Raw genomic sequence first — 18,753 nt, 5'->3', positions numbered from 1 at the left:
GAGGCATTTGCGCTACCAACAAGTAGGCTAGGCCCGATGGTCCCGCTCTGGTTCACGCTGTCCGCACTCTGCTTCGTGGGTGCGGCCGTGTTGCTGTATGTCGACATCGATCGTCGACGCGGGCTGGGGCGTCGCCGTAAGTCGTGGGCGAAGTCGCATGGCTTCGACTACGAGCACGAGTCGGACGAGATCCTCAAGCGCTGGAAGCGCGGGGTGATGTCGACCGTCGGCGATGTCACGGCCAAGAACGTCGTGCTCGGCCAGATTCGTGGCGAGGCGGTGTTCATCTTCGACATCGAAGAGGTCGCCACCGTGATCGCGCTGCACCGCAAGGTCGGCACCAATGTCGTGGTCGACCTGCGGCTCAAAGGCATCAAGGAGCCGCGCGAGAACGACATCTGGCTGCTCGGCGCGATCGGCCCGCGAATGGTGTACTCCACCAACCTCGATGCGGCCCGCCGCGCGTGCGATCGCCGGATGGTGACATTCGCCCACACCGCGCCCGACTGCGCCGAGATCATGTGGAACGAGCAGCACTGGACGCTCGTCAGCATGCCGGTCACGAGCACCCGCGCCCAATGGGACGAGGGTCTGCGCACCGTGCGGCAGTTCAATGACCTCCTCCGCGTGTTGCCGCCGGTTCCGCAGAACGGCGCCGCGCCGGCCGGCCAGCCCGGCCAGTCGCCACTCGCGCGGCGTGCGGGCTCGCCCAGCCGTCCGCTGGCACCGACACCGGCGGGCCGCCGCGAGCTGCCGCCGGGACGTACCGACATGCCCCCGAGCCGCGGTGACGTGGGTCGATACGCCCAACAGCGCCCTGACGTCGGCCGGTCGGATTCGATCCGCAGGCCTCCGCCACCGGCCCGCAACATGCGTCAGGCGCCGCACTACCAGCGCTAGCCGGGCCGCATCGGGGGTTCAGTACCCTCTAGGTCATGTCCCGCCCCGTCGCCCTGATCACCGGACCGACATCGGGGCTCGGCGCCGGTTTCGCCCGGCGGTATGCGCTCGAAGGCTATGACCTCGTCCTGGTCGCGCGAGACGCGGCGCGGCTCGAACAACTGGCCGGCGAACTGCAGCATGAGGCCGGCGCGACGGTCGAGGTGATACCTGCCGACCTGGCGGTCGCCGCCGACCGCGCCAAGGTCGCCGACCGGCTGCGGGCCGGGGTGCAGGTGCTCGTGAACAACGCGGGTTTCGGAACGTCGGGTGAGTTCTGGACGGCAGATTTCGCGCGATTGCAGGCTCAGCTCGACGTGAACGTGACGGCCGTGATGGAGCTGACGCATGCCGCGTTGCCGTCCATGATCGACGCTCGGTCCGGCAGCGTCATCAACGTCGCGAGTGTCGCGGGGCTCCTTCCCGGCCGGGGGTCGACGTACTCGGCGTCCAAGGCGTGGGTGATCGCATTCAGCGAAGGGCTGGCCAACGGACTGCGTGGCACCGGCGTCGGCGTGCACGCGCTCTGCCCGGGATTCGTACACACCGAGTTCCACGCCCGGGCCGGTATCGACATGGCCGGAACGCCGTCGTTTCTGTGGCTTGAGGTCGACGACGTCGTACGCGACTGCCTGGCGGGAGTAGCCGCGGGCAAGGTCGTTATCGTGCCGGGACTGCAATACAAAGCGCTGACCACCGGAGGCCGGATGGTGCCGCGAAACCTGGTGCGCGCAATAACGAAGGTGGTGGGCAAGGGCCGTGAGAGAACCTGAGGCACAACCCCGCAACCGGTGCGGGCGCTGATCGGAGCGGTGACGGCGATGCTTCTCGTCGTCACCGCCACAGTGACCGGCTGCTCGTCCGACGACAAACCCGAGAGCACATACGAGGCGCAGACCGCATCGCTCGGGGAATCGCTGAACCTGCTCGGCTGGACGATCACGACGTCGAACCTGCGTTTCGACGCCGAGCACGTGCTCGTCGACGTCGAAGCCACGGCATCGGGCGGCGAACACGCCAAACCCGAGGACATCCGGTTCGGCCTGTACGGCGCCTTGGCGCATCCGATCGAGGCCAACGCGATCGGCGGATGTGCCGGCGTGACGAGCCTGGCACTTCGACCGCTCTCGGCGCCATCGCCCGACAAGCTCAGCGGCACAGTATGTTTGGGTCCGCTGCGGGATCAAAGCCAGGTGCGTGGCGTCTACACGTATTCACCGCGCGAGCGGATCGCCGGCACCACCGTCGCCTACGCCGCGGCATTCCCGGTCGGCGTCCTGCCGACCAACGTCAACGACACCGGCTTGACCATCAAGACGTCGAGCGTCGACGGCTTCAGCGCCGACGGTGCGCAGTTGGCGCCGACGGCTCTCGGTGAACCCGACGCTTTCACCGGCAACGGCTACATGCTGCTCGGACTTGAAATCGACGGTCTCGCCGCACGTTACCGCGAGGATTCGGCCCGGCGCGGGGGCCCGCTCATGGTGGTCGCGGCCCCGACCCTGCCTCCGCCCGGACTCAGCCATGCCTGCTCGGTGTACGGCGCATCGGTGCTCGTGCTGCCCGACGCATCGCGTGACGCGGTGAACCTACGGGCATCGCTGTGCACGCAGGGCGAGATCAACGCCGCGCTGCTGTACGCGACGGTGTCGCTGATCGGCACGCAGGCGGCACTGTGGACCACCGGTGACTGAACACGTCGGCCCCACCGAGTGGGGCGAAAGTCCCGGCGTCGGACCGTGGGTCGGCCCGCTGCCGGACGATCCGCGCTACGACCCCGAGCTGCTCCGATCCGGTGACACGCGCAATGTCGTTGACGCGTACCGGTATTGGAGTCGCGAGGCGATCATCGCCGACATCGATCAGCGTCGGCACCGGCTGCACATTGCGATCGAGAACTTCGGCAACGACGCCAACATCGGCGCGGTGGTGCGCACCGCCAACGCGTTCGCCGTCGACACCGTCCACATCGTCGGCCGGCGGCGCTGGAACCGGCGCGGCGCCATGGTCACCGACCGCTACCAGCGGCTGCGCCACCACGACACCACGGCCGAACTGCTCGGGTTCGCGAACGACGCCGGGCTCACGGTCGTCGCGGTCGACAATGTTCCTGGTGCCGTGCGGCTGGAAGAGACTGAGCTGCCACGGGACTGCCTGCTGGTATTCGGTCAGGAAGGCCCGGGCATCACGCCCGAGGCGCAGGCCGGCGCGGCGGTGACGGTGTCGATCGCGCAGTTCGGATCCACCCGCAGCATCAACGCCGGGGTCGCGGCCGGGATCGCCATGCACGCCTGGATCACTCGACATGCCGACATTTCGGAGGCCTGGTAGGGCAGGATCGTCCATATGGATCAGCTATGGGCTAACCGTGCGGCCAGCGCAGAAGCTGCGATCACCCAACGGCATCTGAAGAAACTCTGGGGCCTGCCCGGCACTCAGCTCGGTGTGGTGGCCTGGCCGTCGACGAAGAAGTACCGCAATTTCGGGACCTGGCACTACTGGTGGCAGGCGCATCTGCTCGACTGCCTGATCGACGCGCAGGTGCGAGATCCGCAACCGGAGCGGAAGGTCAGAATCGAACGGCAGATTCGGGCGCACTGGCTGCGCAACACCGGATGGACCAACGACTACTACGACGACATGGCCTGGCTGGCATTGGCCATCGAACGGGCCGGGCGGCTCGCCGGTGTCGAGAAGCCCCGTGCACTCAAGACACTGTGTGACCAGCTGGTCAACGCGTGGGTGCCCGAAGACGGCGGCGGCATCCCGTGGCGCAAACAGGATCAGTTCTTCAACGCCCCCGCCAACGGTCCTGCCGGGATCTTCTTGGCCCGCTACGACGATCGGCTGCGCCGCGCCCAGCAGATGGCGGACTGGATCGACGAGACGCTGATCGACCCGGACACCCACCTGGTGTTCGACGGCATCAAAGCCGGATCGATGGTGCGTGCGCAGTACACCTATTGCCAGGGTGTGGTGCTCGGGCTGGAAACCGAACTAGCGGTGCGGACCAAGGACGCCCGCCATTCCGAGCGGGTGCGCCGCCTGGTCGCCGCGGTCGAAAAGGAGATGACCACTAACGGCGTCATCAAGGGTGCGGGCGGCGGTGACGGTGGCCTGTTCAACGCGATCACGGCTCGCTATCTCGCATTGGTGGCCACCACGCTGCCCGGGGACGCACCCGAGGACGCCGCGGCCCGCGATACCGCCCGTTCGATCGTGCTGAAGTCGGCGGAGTCGGCGTGGGACAACCGCCAGACCGTCGACGGCCTGCCGCTGTTCAGCGCGTTTTGGGATCGCACCGCTGAATTGCCCAGCGCGGCCGGCAAAGAGGCCGAGTTCGTCGAAGGCGCGGTCAACGCGTCGGCGATACCGGAACGCGACATGTCGGTGCAGGTGTCCGGCTGGATGCTGATGGAGGCCGCGCACACCCTGGCGGGTTAGGTTGTCACCGTGCGCGACGTGCTGAGCGAGCTGTTGGCAGTCTGGCGTGCCGGCGACACGGCGGGCTTGGCGACGGTGGTGCGGACGTTCCGGTCGGCGCCGCGACCGGCGGGCGCCGCGATGGTCGTCGCACCCGACGGAACGGTCAGCGGATCGGTGTCGGGCGGATGCGTCGAAGGCGCGGTGTACGAGCTCGCCGGCGAGGTGATCGCCGACGGCGCGCCGGTGCTGCAGCGCTACGGCGTCAGCGATGACGACGCATTCGCGGTCGGGTTGACCTGCGGCGGTGTGCTCGACGTGTTCGTCGAGGCAGTGTCGCGGCGGACGTTCCCCGAACTGGAAGCGCTCGTCGACGACATCGACGCACACCGGCCCGCGGCGGCGGCAACCGTCGTCGCCCATCCCGACCCGGCGTGGGTGGGCCGTCGACTGGTCATCCGCACCGACGAGGTCACCGGCACGCTCGGATCGGCGCGGGCCGACGCCGCCGTCACCGATGATGCGCGCGGCCTGCTCGACACTGGCCGCAGCGGCGTGCTGACGTTCGGGCCGGACGGTGAGCGGCGCGGCGAGGGCATGGACGTGTTCGTCGCCAGCTTCGCCCCGCGCCCGCGCATGCTGGTGTTCGGCGCCATCGACTTCGCCGCGGCGGTGGCGCGGCAGGGTTCCCTGCTCGGCTACCGCGTCACGGTGTGCGATGCGCGCCCGGTCTTCGCGACCACGGCCCGGTTCCCGACCGCCGACGAAGTGGTCGTCGAATGGCCCAACCGCTACCTGGCTTCACAGCAGGCCGCAGGAGACATCGACAGCCGCACGGTGATCTGCGTGCTCACGCACGACCCGAAGTTCGACGTGCCGCTGCTCGAGGTGGCGCTGCGCCTGCCCGAGGTCGGCTACATCGGTGCGATGGGCTCGCGGCGCACACATGAGGACCGGCTGACGCGGCTGCGCGAGGCCGGCCTGAACGACGACGAACTCGCGCGGCTGTCGAGCCCCATCGGCTTGGACCTCGGCGCCAGGACACCCGAGGAGACGGCGGTCTCGATCGCGGCGGAGATCATCGCGCAGCGCTGGGGCGGCACCGGCAGGCCACTCGCCGACACCGGTGGCCGCATTCATCACGAACACAACGAGTCCAACGAATTGAGGAGTGGTCAGTGACCGAACGCGCCCGTATCGATTTTCCCGCCCGCATCGGCGTGTGGTGGGCCAGTGACACCTGGTCGATGCCCGAAGCGCAGCAGGTCGCGCGGGATGTCGAGGCACTCGGCTACGGGTCGTTGTTCCTGCCCGAGGTCGTGGGCAAGGAAGCCCTGACGCAATCGGCGGCCTTCCTGGCCGCGACGGACCGGCTGGTGATCGGCACCGGCATCGCGAACATCCACGTCCGGGTGCCGTCGGCCGCCGAATCGGGCGCACGCACCCTGACGGCGCTCTATCCGGGCCGGTTCGTGCTCGGCCTCGGCGTCAGCCACGGCCCGCTGGTCGAACACGGGTTGGGCGGAACCTACGCCAAGCCACTGGCCACCATGCGCACCTACCTCGACCGTATGGCCGCGGTGCCCGAACAGATCGAGCCGGGCGTCGGGCGTCCGCCGCGACTGCTGGCCGCACTCGGCCCGAAGATGATCGAGCTGTCCGGCACCCACGCCGATGGCGCGCATCCATACCTCGTCACGCCCGCACACACCGCGACCACCCGGGAGATCCTCGGTCAGGACCGTTGGGTGGTTTCCGAGCAGGCCGTCGCCATCGGCGGCGACGAGGCCGACCAGCTCGCCCGGGCTCACACCCACCTCGAGGTCTACAGCGGGCTGCCGAACTACCGGAACTCGTGGCTGCGTCAGGGCTTCGACGAGTCGGATCTGGTGCGGGGCGGCTCGGACCGGCTGGCCCGCGGGCTCGTCGGGATGGGCTCGACCGAACAGGCCGCCGCGGCGATCACCGCACACCTCGATGCGGGCGCCGATCACGTCGTCGTGCAGGCGCTCGGCGAAAACCCGACCGCGGACCCGCGCCCGGCGTTGCGGGAACTCGCGGGGGCGCTCGGCCTCGGCTAGGTGTCGTGACCTGTGAGGTTGTTGACGGCGTGCCTGCTTGAAACTGGGAGGACCTCCTGACGGAGTGGATGTGTCTGGCATTCACCCGTAGGAGGTCCTCGTGTCTCACGCTAACGCCCGTACCAATCTGTTCGCTCGTCGCCTGATCGTTGAGCGTGTTGCGGCCGGTTGGCCGCCGGCGCATGTCGCTGAACAACTGGGCATTTCGAGAGCGACGGTCTACAAGTGGCTGCGCCGGTATGCCGAGGGCGGCGAGGAAGCGTTGGCCGACCGATCCTCGCGCCCGATCCGAATGCCCCAGCGCACCAGTCCTCGGGTCGAGCAGAAAGTGCTCAACGCCCGACGCCGCCTCAAGCGCGGCGCTGTCGTCTTGGCTGGTGAACTCGGCTTGAATCCGTCCACGGTCGGACGGATCCTGGCCCGCCACCAGGTGCCGCACCTGTCTGCCATCGATCCGATCACCGGCGAGGCCGTGCGCTGCTCGCGGCGCACTCCCAACCGCTACGAACACCGCACCCCGGGCTCACTGGTCCATGTCGACGTCAAAAAGCTCGGCCGCATCCCCAAGGGAGGCGGGTGGCGCCTGCACGGCCGCGACGCCGCGGTATCGGTGGCCAACCGGCACAAGAAGATCAAGATTGGCTACGACTACGTCCACACTGCTGTCGATGACCACACCCGCCTGGCCTACAGCGAAGTGCTGCCCGACGAGAAAGACATGACTTGCGCGGGATTCCTGCACCGAGCGTTGGCCTGGTTCACCACTCACGGCGTGCGCGTGCGGCGGTTGCTGACCGACAACGCGTTGGTCTACCGGCGCGGCACCAACTGGGGTTGGGTGTGCTCAGCGTGGCAGCTCAAACGCCGATTCATCAAACCCGGCCGGCCCTGGACCAACGGCAAAGCAGAACGCTTCAACCGGACCTTGCTCACCGAATGGGCCTACGCCCGCCCCTGGACCTCCAACAGCTTGCGCGCACAAGGCCTTGACCGATTCCTGCATCGCTACAACACTCAACGAGGCCACTCCGCCCTCGGCGGTCAACCACCCATCAGCCGGCTCGCCGCCTGACAACAACGTGTCAGGTCACGACAGCTAGGACGCCTCGGCCGCGGTGGCTTCGGTCGCCGCGGCCCGCTTGGCGGCGCGCCGCCGCTTGTACCACTCGATGAACATCGGGGCCACCGATGCCACCACGATGAGGATGAAGATCGGTTCCAGCAGCTTCTGGATGATCTCGAAACTGCCCAGCCAGTAGCCGAGCAGGGTCAGCCCGACACCCCAGATGACCGCGCCGAGGACGTTGAAGAACGTGAACACCGGGTAGCGCATCTTGGCGGCGCCCGCGGTGATCGGCGCGAGGGTGCGCACAATCGGGACGAAGCGCGCGATGACGATCGCGAACGGGCCGCGTTGTTCGAAGAACACGTGGGCCTCGTCGAGGTACTTCTGTTTGAGCACCCTGGCGTTCGGCTTGAACATCGAGGTGCCGATCGTGCGGCCGATGAAGTAGCCGACCTGGCCACCGAGGACTGCCGCGATCGGAATGCCCACCAGCAGGTGCCACAGCTCGAAGTTGGCTTGCACGGCCTCGCCCTGGGCCGCCGTACCTGCGGCGAGCATGCCCGCCACGAACAGCAGCGAGTCGCCGGGCAGGATCGGGAACAGCACACCGGACTCGACGAAGACGACGACAAGGATGCCCACCAGGGCCCATGTCCCGAAGTAACCGATGAGGTTGATCGGGTCCATGAAATCGGGCATGAGCGCCAGATTGGTCGTAACCTCTGGGAGGGCGGTGTCGATCACGACTCCCAAGGGTACCTGGGGCGTGCCACCGGCCAATTTCTGCAATAAGAGACCTCGGAAGGAAATTTCACATGCCTATCGCCACGCCTGAGGTCTATGCCGAGATGCTGGGCCGGGCCAAAGAGCATTCGTTCGCGTTCCCGGCGATCAACTGTGTGGGTTCCGAGAGCATCAACGCCGCCATCAAGGGCTTCGCCGACGCGGGCAGCGACGGCATCATCCAGTTCTCCACCGGAGGCGCCGAGTTCGGCTCGGGCCTCGGAGTCAAGGACATGGTGACCGGTGCGGTCGCGCTGGCCGAGTTCGCGCACGTGATCGCCGAGAAATACCCGATCACCGTGGCCCTGCACACCGACCACTGCCCGAAGGACAAGCTCGACACCTACGTGCGTCCGCTGCTGGCGATCTCCGCCGAGCGTGTCGCGGCAGGTCGCAACCCGCTGTTCCAGTCGCACATGTGGGACGGCTCGGCCGTGCCGATCGACGAGAACCTCTCGATCGCGCAGGAACTGCTCAAGCAGGCCGCGGCCGCCAAGATCATCCTCGAGGTCGAGATCGGCGTCGTCGGCGGGGAAGAGGACGGTGTCGAGGCCGAGATCAACGAGAAGCTCTACACGTCGTCCGAGGATTTCGAGAAGACCATCGACGCGTTGGGCGCCGGTGAGCACGGCAAGTACCTGCTGGCGGCGACGTTCGGCAACGTGCACGGCGTGTACAAGCCCGGCAACGTGGTGCTCAAGCCCGAGGTGCTCGCCGAGGGGCAGCGCGTGGCTGCGGCCAAGCTCGGATTGGGCGACAGCGCAAAGCCTTTCGACTTCGTGTTCCACGGCGGCTCGGGCTCGCTGAAGTCCGAGATCGAGGATTCGCTCAAGTACGGCGTGGTGAAGATGAACGTCGACACCGACACCCAGTACGCGTTCACCCGGCCGGTCGCCGCGCATATGTTCACCAACTACGACGGCGTGCTCAAGGTCGACGGCGAGGTGGGCAACAAGAAGACCTACGACCCGCGCAGCTACCTGAAGAAGGCCGAGGCGTCGATGTCCGAGCGTGTCGTCGAGGCGTGCAATGACCTGCACAGCGCCGGTCGCAGCGTCACCGGTGGGTAGTTCTCGTCCTGCCCGCCTTTGAGCGACATTGTCGCGGAAACCGCCTCGTCAGTCGCGTGGGTCACTTAGGCACCACAGTCCGGACCTCGTCCGTCACGTCGGTCGCAAGAGCCTCTTGCGCAACGGTTTTCGGCCTGCCCGCCTATCAGCGACATTGTCGCTCGCGGGCGGATAACGGATGACCTTGGTCGTCAACGATATTCGTTGCGGCGTCTACGCCTAGGGCTGCTGCCACGTGGTGGCTGGGATCCTCGGCATAGTGAACAGCTGGCCCGCGGAGGTGCTTTTGACGTTCCGGTCCAACGAATGTCGGATGGCCACCGCGCGCGACTTTGTCGCTGTAAGGCGGGCAGCGAAAAACGCGTTACCCAAGTGGTACCCGGGGATCGTGTGGCAGGTGATGCCTTCGGCGTGGGGTAGCTGCGAATGGTGTTACGCAAGAGACGGTTTCAGCGACATTGTCGCTAATAGGCGGGCATACCGACTACGTGAGGACAGCGCGCGGAAAACGACGCCTCAGGCCAGTCGCCCGTAGCCCAGGAGCCACGGCCCAGGCTCGAAAGTGCGCACCTTGATATCGCCCTCTTCGTTGCCGCCGACCGTGGTGATGACGTTGTCATCCACGGCCAGAACGAAATTGGTGTGCAGGCCGAGGGGACTGCCGTCGGCGTAGAGTGCCACGTCGCCGGTGTGCGGCCGATACCCACCGGGTGCCTCGAAGCGTCCCGCCGCTTGGTAGTACTCCTGCAGCGTGTAGACGCCGGGGATGCGCCAGTGCCCCGAATGCGGATTGGACAGCGGCTGCCCGGCTTCGTTGAGCACCCAGCTGACGAAGTCGGCGCACCAGGGCTCGTCGACGCCCTCGGAGAACGCCGTACCGGCCGGCTGCGCGTCGTACTGCGTGCGCAAGATGTCGACGACGCGTTGCTGAACGGGCCTGAGGGCGGTGCGGTCGAGCGCGGGGAAGTCCGGCTTCACGCTCACCACGCTGACGCGCGCATCGCGAAACAGAACCGCCGCCACGCCAACCGCAACGACCACGAACACCGCGCTGAGCGCGAGCGCGAGTCTGGATGCCCCCTTGGTCACCGCCTCAGGTTAGCCAACCGGCGCCTGGCAGATCTTCCATTGATCGTCCTGGAACTGCAGGTCGAAGCTGCGGGTCGAGCGGGTTTGTGGCGCGAAGGCCATGAAGGTCGTGACGTTGGCCTCGGCATGATCGCCGTTGACCACCACCTGGTCGATGCTGGCGACGACGGGGTACTGCTTGGCCGCCGCGACGCGGGCGTGGGTCTCGTCCCATGCGCGCTGGTCGTAGTTGACGTAGTTCTCGCGCGTGCTGCCGCAGGTGATCGAACGCAGCGTCGCCAGATCGCCGTTCTGGATCGCGACGTCGAAGCTCTCGATGGTCTCGCGGACCTTGTCCTCCTGTGAGGACAGCGGCGAGGAGTTGCGGGTGAGCAGGACGGTGCCGAGCACCGCGATCGCGACCAGGGCCGCGATGACCAGCACGACCGCCACGACCCAGCCCCAGCTGCGCCGGGCGGTCGGCGGCGGTGGCGGCTTGGGCGCGTCCTCGCGTGGCGGGATGACTTGCGGTGCAGCGTTTTTCGACGACTCCGGGACGGTTGGCGCGTCGGAAGGCGGCGCGAACACCTCGGTTTCGGGATCCGGTGGGGTGTCGATCTTCTGCGTGGATCCGTCGAATCCGGACGGCGCGGTGTAGCGACGTTCATCGGCCTGCTGCACCGCCTCGGTGACCGCGGTGGGCGAGCCGATGATCTCGGTGGCCGGCTCGTTCTCGGCGTCCACCACGAAGTGTTCGGTCGGCGCGTCGGCCTGCTCGGCGGTCGGCTTGGTCGGCTCCGTTGGCTCGTCTACTCCTTGTGGCGTGTTGTCCTCGTCACGTCCCGATGGGTTCGACATCCCTGCTGCGGTCCTCCCGTACGTCGCTATCGGTGGAGCTTATCGGTCGGCGTGCGATCGGCCCGTGCAGAATAGGGGCATGACACGCATGGGTGATCTGTTAGGACCGGAGCCGGTGTACCTCCCGGGTGACCCTGCCGCCGAGGAGGAACTGGCTGCTGGCGAGAAGGCGGCCGTGGTTGCCGCCGCGCACCCATCGGCGTCGATCGCGTGGGCCGTACTGGCCGAGTCCGCGCTCGACGATGACAAGGCCGTCACCGCATACGCATACGCGCGCACCGGTTACCACCGCGGGCTCGACCAGTTGCGTCGCAACGGATGGAAGGGCTTCGGCCCCGTCCCGTTCAGTCATGAGCCGAACCAGGGCTTCCTGCGCTGTGTGGCCGCGCTGGCCCGGGCGGCCGACGACATCGGCGAAACCGACGAATTCCAGCGGTGCCTGGACCTGCTCGACGATTGCGATCCCGCGGCTCGCGCCGAACTCGGGTTGGCTTAGCTTTCAGAACTTCGCTTCGCACTTGCAGTCGCCTGCCGAACTGGGCGGCTCAACCTGCACCGTGGCGTGTTCGAGACCGCGCGCGGTCAGCACAGCCCGCGCGTCGTCGAGCACCCGTGCGGTGTCGCCGCTGCTCGTCAGGTGTGCGGTGACCATGTCCTTGCCGGGCACCAGCGTCCACACGTGCAGATCGTGCACGCCCGTCACGCCGTTCACCTCACCGAGCGCACTGCGGAGTTCTTCGACGTCGATGTGGCTGGGGGAGGACTCCGAGAGGATGCGCAGGGCCGCGCGCGCCAATGCGATCGCGCGGGGCAGCACCCACAGCGCCACGAGCACGGCGACCACCACGTCGGCGTAGGGCCACCTCGTGGTCACCGTGACGATGCCGGCGATCAGGACGCCGATACTGCCGACGGTGTCGGCAACGACCTCCATGTAAGCGCCCTTGACCGCGAGGCTGTCCTTCGAGTGCGAGCGCAGCATCATCACCACGATGGCGTTGGCCACGAGCCCGGCGAGCGCCACGACGATCATCGGGACGCCCGGCACCTCGGGTGCGTTGCCGAGCCGCTCGAACGCCTCGTAAAGGATGAACGCCGCCATGCCGAGCAGCAGCGCGGCGTTGGCGACCGCGGTGAAGACCTCGGCGCGATGCCAGCCGTAGGTACGCGCCGGCGAGGTGCTGCCGCGGCGGGCCAGCAATACCGCGGTCAAGCCCATGAACATCGCGACGAGGTCGGTGAGCATGTGGCCCGCGTCGGCCAGCAGCGCGATCGAATTGATCCACAGTGCGGTGACCAGCTCGATGACGAAGAACGCGGTCAGGATCGCGGCGGCGATGACCATCCTGCTGACGCGTGTATCGGCGTGATGACTGTGATCGTGGCCGGCACCCATGCCCGCAATATATGCGGAAGTTCGCATATGTCGCAAGTGTCACCCGGCCGCCGGAATGGCCCGGACGCGTGGAAGGTTGCCCAAAGTGGCATGACACACGACGGAATGACACACGACGGCGGCCCCGCACTTCCGCCGCCCGTCTGGCCCGCCGATGACGCGGCGCCGGCCGGTCTGCGTGAGCCCGGCACCCCGTTGACGCGGCTTGCTGCGCGGCTGGCCCCGGGGCGGTACGACCGCCAGCTGCTGGCCGGGACGGCGCCCGAACCGGGTAGCGCGCTGGCGGTGCATGTGGCTCGGTCGACGTCCGACGGCCAGCGCCGTCAGATCGCGTTGATCTTGCGGGTTGTGCTGCGGGAACTGCACCGCGACCCGACGTTGTATTCGTCGCGCGTCCCACTCGATGACGGCACCGTCGGATCGGCCGTGACGCTCATCGATGAGATCAGGGAACGCCTCGAAGCGTCGCGTCCGGTGCGCGCACACGGGATCGCCCGGCTGCGGATGCTGCTGTCCAACGGCGCGGGCCCGTTCTACCGGCAGGGCGCAGGCGATCTGCGTGCCGACCTGCGCGCGGTGCTGGCCGAGCTCTAGAGCCAGGCCGACCAGAACCGCGTGAGCTGCCCGCCCACCGACACGAGATAGCTCGACACCCCCGAGAAGTCGAAGAACCAGTAGACGACACCGAAGAACCAGCGGTTGAGCGCGGGCGCGATCAGCAGGATCAGCAGGATGAAAAAGCCCCATTGCTTGACCGGTTCGAGCGCGCGCTGGGTCTCGGGCTTCAGATGCGGTTCGAGTGCGCCGTAGCCGTCGAGCCCAGGGATCGGCAGCAGGTTGAGCACCAAGGCCGTCACCTGCAGGAAGCCCAGGAACGCAACGCCCGACCAGAACACGCCGTGCGCCGGGTCGTAGAACATGCGGGTCAGCCCGAGCAGCACCACCGCAAGCACCAGGTTCGCAGCAGGCCCGGCCAGGCTCACCAACGTTTTCTGCCGCGCGGTCATCCACGACGTGCGTACGTAGACCGCCCCGCCGGGCAACCCGATACCGCCGAGCGCGATGAACAGCACGGGCAGGCCCAGCGACAGCATGGGATGGGAGTACTTGAGCGGGTTGAGCGTCAGGTAGCCGCGCACCGCGACGTCATGGTCGCCGAACCGCCATGCAGTGAAGGCGTGGCCGAACTCGTGCAGGCACAGCGACACCAGCCAGCCCGCGATGACCAGGATGAACACCCCGACGTAGGACAGGGGTCGCACATTGTCGGCGGCCAGCCAGGCCAGCACACCGCCGCCGATCGTGATTGCGACGACGGCCAGGAAGACCGGGCTCGGCCGTACCGATTGATGCAGCGGACGGATGTTCACGATTCGACGCTACCGGCATGCGCCCTGTTCAGCCGACCCGCAGCCAGCCCTCGGTGTGACGGTAGAACGTCGACCGGCGTACCTGCCGGGCCGCGGGCACCCCGTCGCGGATCACCCGGGCTCCCGTGGTGCCGAGCTGCGCGGCGCGTCCGCTCACCCAGCCGCGGGGGCGGCCGCGCGCCGACAGCACCGCCGCGCGCAGTCCTGGCTGGCTCAGGGTGGGCTCGATCCGCACGCCGGGCGCGTCGCCGTCGAACAACACGGCATCGTCCACGACGGCCTCGCCATGCAGGGGCGCACCGTCGAGACCACGCCATTCCGCGGCCGACACGATCACGGTTCCGGTCTCGTCACGGATCAACGGCACCCGTTGCGCCGCGCCGTTGACCGCGCGCCGCGCCGACCAGCTCGACCGGGCGTGCGCGACCTCGATGTCGAGGCGGTCGGCCTTCAGCAACCTGGTCAGGACCGCGGCCAGATCAGCGCTCGGGCCGGTCACGATGATCCGGCGATGGGCTTCGATCTCGTCGACTCCGGCCGTCGGCAGGTTCCGCAGTGGGCGGGGCACCGGGCCCGATCCGACCACCACGACGCCACCTGAGGTGGACAAAATGTGCTCCTCGCGTGTGCTGGGATAAGGTGACCTACCGGCTGCACCACTTTAGGCGCGGAGATAGGCGGGAGATTACGCCATGCCGGCAATCGTGCTCATCGGTGCCCAATGGGGCGATGAGGGCAAAGGTAAGGCCACCGATCTACTCGGTGGACGTGTGCAGTGGGTAGTTCGCTACCAGGGGGGCAACAACGCCGGGCATACCGTCGTGTTGCCGACCGGGGAGAACTTCGCACTGCACCTCATTCCCTCGGGCATCCTCACGCCCGGGGTCACCAACGTCATCGGCAACGGTGTGGTGGTCGACCCAGGCGTGTTGCTGACTGAGCTGAAGGGGCTGGAGGAGCGCGGGGTCGACACGTCCGGCCTGCTGATCTCCGCCGACGCGCATCTGCTGATGCCGTACCACGTCGCCATCGACAAGGTGGTCGAGCGCTGGGCGGGCAGCAAGAAGATCGGCACCACCGGTCGTGGCATCGGGCCCTGCTACCAGGACAAGATCGCCCGGATCGGGATCCGCGTGGCCGATGTGCTCGACGAGACGCTGCTGGCGGAAAAGATCGAGGCCGCACTGGAATTCAAGAACCAGGTGCTGGTCAAGATCTACAACCGCAAGGCGCTCGAGCCCGCCGAGGTGGTCGAGAACCTGCTGGCTCAGGCCGAGGGCTTCAAGCACCGCATCGCCGACGCCCGCCTGCTGCTCAACCAAGCGCTGGAGAACGGCGAGACCGTGCTGCTGGAAGGCTCGCAGGGCACGCTGCTCGACGTCGACCACGGCACGTATCCGTTCGTGACGTCCTCGAACCCGACGGCCGGTGGGGCCGCGGTGGGCTCGGGCATCGGGCCCACCCGCATCACCACCGTGCTGGGCATCCTCAAGGCCTACACCACGCGCGTCGGCTCGGGTCCGTTCCCGACCGAGCTGTTCGACGAGCACGGCGCCTACCTCGCCAAGACCGGCGGCGAGGTCGGCGTGACGACCGGCCGGGCGCGCCGGTGCGGCTGGTTCGACGCCGTCATCGCCCGCTACGCGACCCGGGTCAACGGCATCACCGACTACTTCCTGACCAAGCTCGACGTGCTGTCGAGCCTGGAGACGGTGCCGGTGTGCGTGGGCTACAAGGTCGACGGCAAGCGCACCGACGAGATGCCGATGACGCAGTCCGACATCCACCGGGCCGAGCCGATCTACGAAGAACTACCCGGCTGGTGGGAGGACATCTCCGGGGCACGTGAGTTCGACGATCTGCCCGCGAAGGCGCGCGATTATGTGCTGCGGCTGGAAGAGCTTGCCGGAGCGTATGTTTCGTGCATCGGCGTCGGCCCGGGTCGCGAACAGACGATCGTGCGCCGCGACATCCTGGCGGCCAAGTGACCGAATCGAGCGATCCCGACTACGACAGGCACGGCGGCTTCCCGGTTTTCGAGGCCGCCGAACCGGGCCCCGGATTCGGGCGGTTCGTCGCGGCGATGCGCCGCGTGCAAGACCTTGCGGTGTCGGCGAATCCCGACAGCGATACGTGGGACGACGCCGCCGACCGCGCCGAGGAACTCGTCAAGCTGCTCGACCCGTACGAGGCGGGCGAGGGTGTCGGTCCGGCGAACCGGGTGCCGTCGTTGCCCGGTGCAGGCAGCCTGCTCATGCCGCCGTGGACGGTGTCGAAATTCGAGGCCGACGGCGTCGAATTGCACGTGCAGTTCAGCCGTTTCCACGTCGGCGGAAACTACGCGGTACACGGCGGAGTGTTGCCGTTGTTGTTCGATTCGGTGTTCGGCATGGTCATCCACGCCGCGGGCCGCCCGATCAGCCGGACCGCGTTCCTGCATGTCGATTACCGCAAGGTGACGCCGATCGACACGGTGCTGACGGCTCGCGGGTGGGTGCGGGAAGCCGAGGGCCGCAAGGCGTTCGTCAACGCCGAATTGCGTGACGCCGACGAGAATCTGCTCGCCGAGGCCAACGGCCTGATGATCAGATTGCTGCCCGGCCAGCCCTGACCCGTGCGAACATTGCGCAGTGGTCGAACGCCATCTGCACCGCCTGTCGACACCGCGCGCGGCCGCCTTCGCAGGCGTGCTGTTCGCGTTGTTGTTCGGCGCGGCACTGATTCTGATCCGCACGGCCCTGCCCGAGGGCGCCCAACCCGGTTCGCAGTGGGCCGACGGCGCGGCTGACCGGCTGCGGCTGGCGGCGGTGCTGATGCCGTTCGCGGGTATCGCGTTCCTGTGGTTCATCGGCGTGGTGCGCGACGGGTTCGGTCGCTATGAGGACCGGTTCTTCGCGTCGGTGTTCCTTGGCAGCGGCATCCTGTTCCTGGCGATGATGTTCGTGTCCAGTGCGGTCGGCGCCGGTCTGATCGCGAGCAAGGCCGGAATGGTCGACGCCGACGCACACGCCGAGGTCGTGGCGTTCGGCCAGATGTTGCTGATGGCGTTGAGCAAGACCTACGGCGTGCGCATGGCGGCAGTGTTCATGATCTCGCTGGCCACGATCTGGTTGAAGACGGGGCTGATGCCGCGCCCGCTGGTTTACAGCACCTACGTTGCCGCACTGGCGCTTCTGATCGCGGGCGACGTCAGCATGTGGCTGGTGCTGGTGTTCCCGTGCTGGGTGCTCGCCGTCAGCATCTGGCTGTTGGTGCGGGCAGGCGTGATCGACCTGCCGGGCGGTGACGAACCTGAGTCAGTCGGCAAGCTTGAGCGCTGACGCCGGGCACAGCTTGACGGCCTCGCGCGCGTGGTCGATCTCCTCGTCGGGAATGTCGTCGACGAGAACCACGACGACGCCGTCGTCGTCCTGATCGAACACCGCGTCCGACACCATCACGCAGTTGCCCGACGCGATGCAGGCGTCGCGATCTGCTTCTACTCTCATGGCATTCACCACGCTACCGCCAGTGACTTCAGGCCGTAGATGAAGTGGAAAGACCGCCACTGCACATCCTCGAAGGGCTCGGCGAGCCGCAAGCCGGGGAAGCGGCGCAGCAGCGCGGGGAACGCGGTGCGCATCTCCATGCGGGCCAGCGGGGCGCCGAGGCAATGGTGCACGCCGTGGCCGAATGCGAGGTGTCCTGGTGCGCCGCGCCGGATGTCGAGCACGTCGGGCGCCTCGACGAATCCGGGATCGCGGTTGCCCGCGGGCAGCGACGCGAACACCAGCTGCCCGGCCGGGATCGGCACGCCGGCCAGCTCGACGTCGGTCGTCGTGATGCGGGGGATCGCGGTCTGCACGATCGACAGCCACCGCAACAGTTCCTCGATCGCGGGCCCGACGGCGTGCGGGTCGTCACGGACCATCGCTAGCTGATCGGGGTGGCGGAGCAACGCCAGTACGCCGAGGCCGAGCATGTTCGACGTGGTTTCGTGGCCCGCGAGCAACAGAAGCCCGGCGACTCCTACAAGTTCGTCATCGCTCAGCTCGTCACCGTGCTCGCGGATCAGCATGCCGAGGATGTCGTCACCGGGCTCGCGGCGGGCCCGCGCGACGAGCCCACGCATGTACTCGCGCCCTTGCCGTTGCAGCTCAAGCCGTTCCGGGATGGGTGCGGACAGATCGAGCTGGCGTGCCGACCGCTGCTGGAAGTCTTCGCGGTCTTCGTACGGCACCCCGAGCAGCTCGCAGATGACCAGCGAGGGGATGGGCAGTGCGAAATCGGCAACGAGATCCGCTGGCGGACCGGCGGATTGCATCGCGTCCAGGTGCGTGTCGACGATCTCGACGATGCGCGGCTCCAGGCGTTTCATGCGACGGATCGTGAATTCCGGGGTGAGCATGCGGCGCAGCCGCTGGTGTTCGGGCGGGTCGAGGCCCAGCAGATTGCCGGCCCGGGCGCTGGCCTGGTCTTCCTCGGAAAGCTGCGGCGCTCCTGGCATCACGAAACCCGGTGGCCTGGTGTTGGAGAACCGCTCGTGATCCGACAGCACGGCCTTGACGTCGTCGTGGCGCGTGACGAGGTAGATCTCCATGCCGAACGCGTTGACGACGGTCCGCACGCCTGCGGTCTCGCGGATCTCGCCGAGTTCCGGTGTGGGGTCGAACGTGTTGCGCCGCATGTGCAGTGGCGGCAGCGTGGCCTGCCCAGTCAT

22 protein-coding genes are annotated in these 18,753 nt (G+C 67.6%); 14 read left to right on the top strand and 8 right to left on the bottom strand.

The window, feature by feature from the left end; genetic code table 11:
• The first annotated feature begins 36 nt into the window (after positions 1–36).
• The 8 genes from ttfA (at position 37) to ACOI2T_RS32245 (ending at position 7,515) form a co-directional block, all read left to right on the top strand.
• Positions 37–900, top strand: coding sequence for a trehalose monomycolate transport factor TtfA (gene ttfA / locus ACOI2T_RS32280; protein ID WP_085145443.1), 864 nt, complete (start codon positions 37–39; stop codon positions 898–900).
• Positions 901–935: 35 nt separating this feature from the next.
• Positions 936–1,712: an SDR family NAD(P)-dependent oxidoreductase gene (locus tag ACOI2T_RS32275; protein ID WP_409504328.1), complete on the top strand. Its 777-nt coding sequence runs from the start codon at positions 936–938 to the stop codon at positions 1,710–1,712.
• 18 nt (positions 1,713–1,730) lie between these two features.
• Positions 1,731–2,633, top strand: a complete 903-nt coding sequence (locus ACOI2T_RS32270; RefSeq protein WP_409504329.1) for a hypothetical protein — start codon at positions 1,731–1,733, stop codon at positions 2,631–2,633.
• The gene (locus ACOI2T_RS32265; RefSeq protein WP_409504330.1) at positions 2,626–3,270 is read left to right on the top strand and encodes a TrmH family RNA methyltransferase; all 645 of its coding nucleotides are present in this window, start codon (positions 2,626–2,628) and stop codon (positions 3,268–3,270) included. Before ACOI2T_RS32270 ends, ACOI2T_RS32265 begins: the two co-directional genes overlap by 8 nt.
• Before the next feature lie 15 nt (positions 3,271–3,285).
• Positions 3,286–4,383 (top strand): glycoside hydrolase family 76 protein, encoded by a 1,098-nt coding sequence (locus ACOI2T_RS32260; RefSeq protein ID WP_409504331.1) that lies wholly within the window; start codon positions 3,286–3,288, stop codon positions 4,381–4,383.
• 9 nt (positions 4,384–4,392) lie between these two features.
• Positions 4,393–5,544, top strand: a complete 1,152-nt coding sequence (locus tag ACOI2T_RS32255; protein ID WP_409504332.1) for an XdhC family protein — start codon at positions 4,393–4,395, stop codon at positions 5,542–5,544.
• Positions 5,541–6,443, top strand: a complete 903-nt coding sequence (locus tag ACOI2T_RS32250) for an LLM class F420-dependent oxidoreductase (protein WP_409504333.1) — start codon at positions 5,541–5,543, stop codon at positions 6,441–6,443. Before ACOI2T_RS32255 ends, ACOI2T_RS32250 begins: the two co-directional genes overlap by 4 nt.
• Before the next feature lie 100 nt (positions 6,444–6,543).
• Complete coding sequence (locus ACOI2T_RS32245; protein ID WP_409504334.1) at positions 6,544–7,515, top strand: IS481 family transposase; 972 nt, start codon at positions 6,544–6,546, stop codon at positions 7,513–7,515.
• 24 nt (positions 7,516–7,539) lie between these two features.
• On the opposite strand, the gene ACOI2T_RS32240 is transcribed toward ACOI2T_RS32245, so the two are convergent.
• Positions 7,540–8,253 carry a DedA family protein gene (locus ACOI2T_RS32240; RefSeq protein ID WP_067853325.1) on the bottom strand — a complete coding sequence of 238 codons (714 nt, stop codon included), beginning with the start codon at positions 8,251–8,253 and terminating at the stop codon, positions 7,540–7,542.
• Positions 8,254–8,324: 71 nt separating this feature from the next.
• Here ACOI2T_RS32240 and fbaA point away from each other — a divergent pair, with 71 nt between their 5' ends.
• Positions 8,325–9,362 (top strand): class II fructose-bisphosphate aldolase, encoded by a 1,038-nt coding sequence (fbaA, locus tag ACOI2T_RS32235; protein ID WP_067853328.1) that lies wholly within the window; start codon positions 8,325–8,327, stop codon positions 9,360–9,362.
• 516 nt (positions 9,363–9,878) lie between these two features.
• On the opposite strand, the gene ACOI2T_RS32230 is transcribed toward fbaA, so the two are convergent.
• Positions 9,879–10,451 (bottom strand): CHAP domain-containing protein, encoded by a 573-nt coding sequence (locus ACOI2T_RS32230; protein WP_409504335.1) that lies wholly within the window; start codon positions 10,449–10,451, stop codon positions 9,879–9,881.
• A 9-nt stretch (positions 10,452–10,460) separates the two neighbouring features.
• Positions 10,461–11,288 carry an Rv0361 family membrane protein gene (locus ACOI2T_RS32225; RefSeq protein WP_409504336.1) on the bottom strand — a complete coding sequence of 276 codons (828 nt, stop codon included), beginning with the start codon at positions 11,286–11,288 and terminating at the stop codon, positions 10,461–10,463.
• Between the two features lie 79 nt (positions 11,289–11,367).
• Here ACOI2T_RS32225 and ACOI2T_RS32220 point away from each other — a divergent pair, with 79 nt between their 5' ends.
• Positions 11,368–11,784, top strand: a complete 417-nt coding sequence (locus ACOI2T_RS32220) for a DUF3151 domain-containing protein (protein ID WP_067853336.1) — start codon at positions 11,368–11,370, stop codon at positions 11,782–11,784.
• A 3-nt stretch (positions 11,785–11,787) separates the two neighbouring features.
• Here the strand turns inward: ACOI2T_RS32220 and ACOI2T_RS32215 are convergent, their stop codons facing one another.
• Positions 11,788–12,684 carry a cation diffusion facilitator family transporter gene (locus tag ACOI2T_RS32215; protein ID WP_067853339.1) on the bottom strand — a complete coding sequence of 299 codons (897 nt, stop codon included), beginning with the start codon at positions 12,682–12,684 and terminating at the stop codon, positions 11,788–11,790.
• A gap of 90 nt (positions 12,685–12,774) precedes the next feature.
• Here ACOI2T_RS32215 and ACOI2T_RS32210 point away from each other — a divergent pair, with 90 nt between their 5' ends.
• Positions 12,775–13,278 carry a hypothetical protein gene (locus tag ACOI2T_RS32210; RefSeq protein ID WP_067853343.1) on the top strand — a complete coding sequence of 168 codons (504 nt, stop codon included), beginning with the start codon at positions 12,775–12,777 and terminating at the stop codon, positions 13,276–13,278.
• Here ACOI2T_RS32210 and ACOI2T_RS32205 read toward each other — a convergent pair.
• Positions 13,275–14,054, bottom strand: coding sequence for a site-2 protease family protein (locus tag ACOI2T_RS32205; protein ID WP_085145748.1), 780 nt, complete (start codon positions 14,052–14,054; stop codon positions 13,275–13,277). The two genes, ACOI2T_RS32210 and ACOI2T_RS32205, sit on opposite strands and share 4 nt — an antisense overlap.
• 28 nt (positions 14,055–14,082) lie before the next feature.
• Positions 14,083–14,667 (bottom strand): hypothetical protein, encoded by a 585-nt coding sequence (locus tag ACOI2T_RS32200; protein ID WP_409504449.1) that lies wholly within the window; start codon positions 14,665–14,667, stop codon positions 14,083–14,085.
• Positions 14,668–14,746: 79 nt separating this feature from the next.
• Between ACOI2T_RS32200 and ACOI2T_RS32195 the strand changes: the two genes are divergently transcribed.
• Genes ACOI2T_RS32195 through ACOI2T_RS32185 form a run of 3 tightly spaced genes read left to right on the top strand, consistent with a single transcriptional unit; the run spans position 14,747 to position 17,374 of the window.
• On the top strand, positions 14,747–16,042 hold the full coding sequence (locus ACOI2T_RS32195) for an adenylosuccinate synthase (protein WP_409504337.1): 1,296 nt from the start codon (positions 14,747–14,749) through the stop codon (positions 16,040–16,042).
• Positions 16,039–16,665, top strand: coding sequence for a PaaI family thioesterase (locus ACOI2T_RS32190; protein ID WP_409504338.1), 627 nt, complete (start codon positions 16,039–16,041; stop codon positions 16,663–16,665). The genes ACOI2T_RS32195 and ACOI2T_RS32190 overlap by 4 nt, the downstream gene beginning before the upstream one ends.
• Positions 16,666–16,684: 19 nt before the next feature.
• A complete protein-coding gene (locus ACOI2T_RS32185) occupies positions 16,685–17,374 on the top strand; it encodes a hypothetical protein (RefSeq protein ID WP_234790951.1) in 690 nt (229 codons plus the stop codon).
• Here ACOI2T_RS32185 and ACOI2T_RS32180 read toward each other — a convergent pair.
• Both ACOI2T_RS32180 and ACOI2T_RS32175 read right to left on the bottom strand, forming a co-directional pair.
• A complete protein-coding gene (locus tag ACOI2T_RS32180) occupies positions 17,351–17,542 on the bottom strand; it encodes a ferredoxin (RefSeq protein WP_067853423.1) in 192 nt (63 codons plus the stop codon). The genes ACOI2T_RS32185 and ACOI2T_RS32180 overlap by 24 nt on opposite strands.
• A 5-nt stretch (positions 17,543–17,547) precedes the next feature.
• Complete coding sequence (locus tag ACOI2T_RS32175; protein ID WP_409504339.1) at positions 17,548–18,753, bottom strand: cytochrome P450; 1,206 nt, start codon at positions 18,751–18,753, stop codon at positions 17,548–17,550.

It is taken from the genome of Mycolicibacterium wolinskyi str. Jessa 2025 (genome assembly GCF_049241375.1).
Taxonomy (GTDB): domain Bacteria; phylum Actinomycetota; class Actinomycetes; order Mycobacteriales; family Mycobacteriaceae; genus Mycobacterium; species Mycobacterium wolinskyi.
The sequence above is the reverse complement of the archived record's forward strand: the minus strand, read 5'-3'. Positions and strand labels throughout refer to the sequence as shown.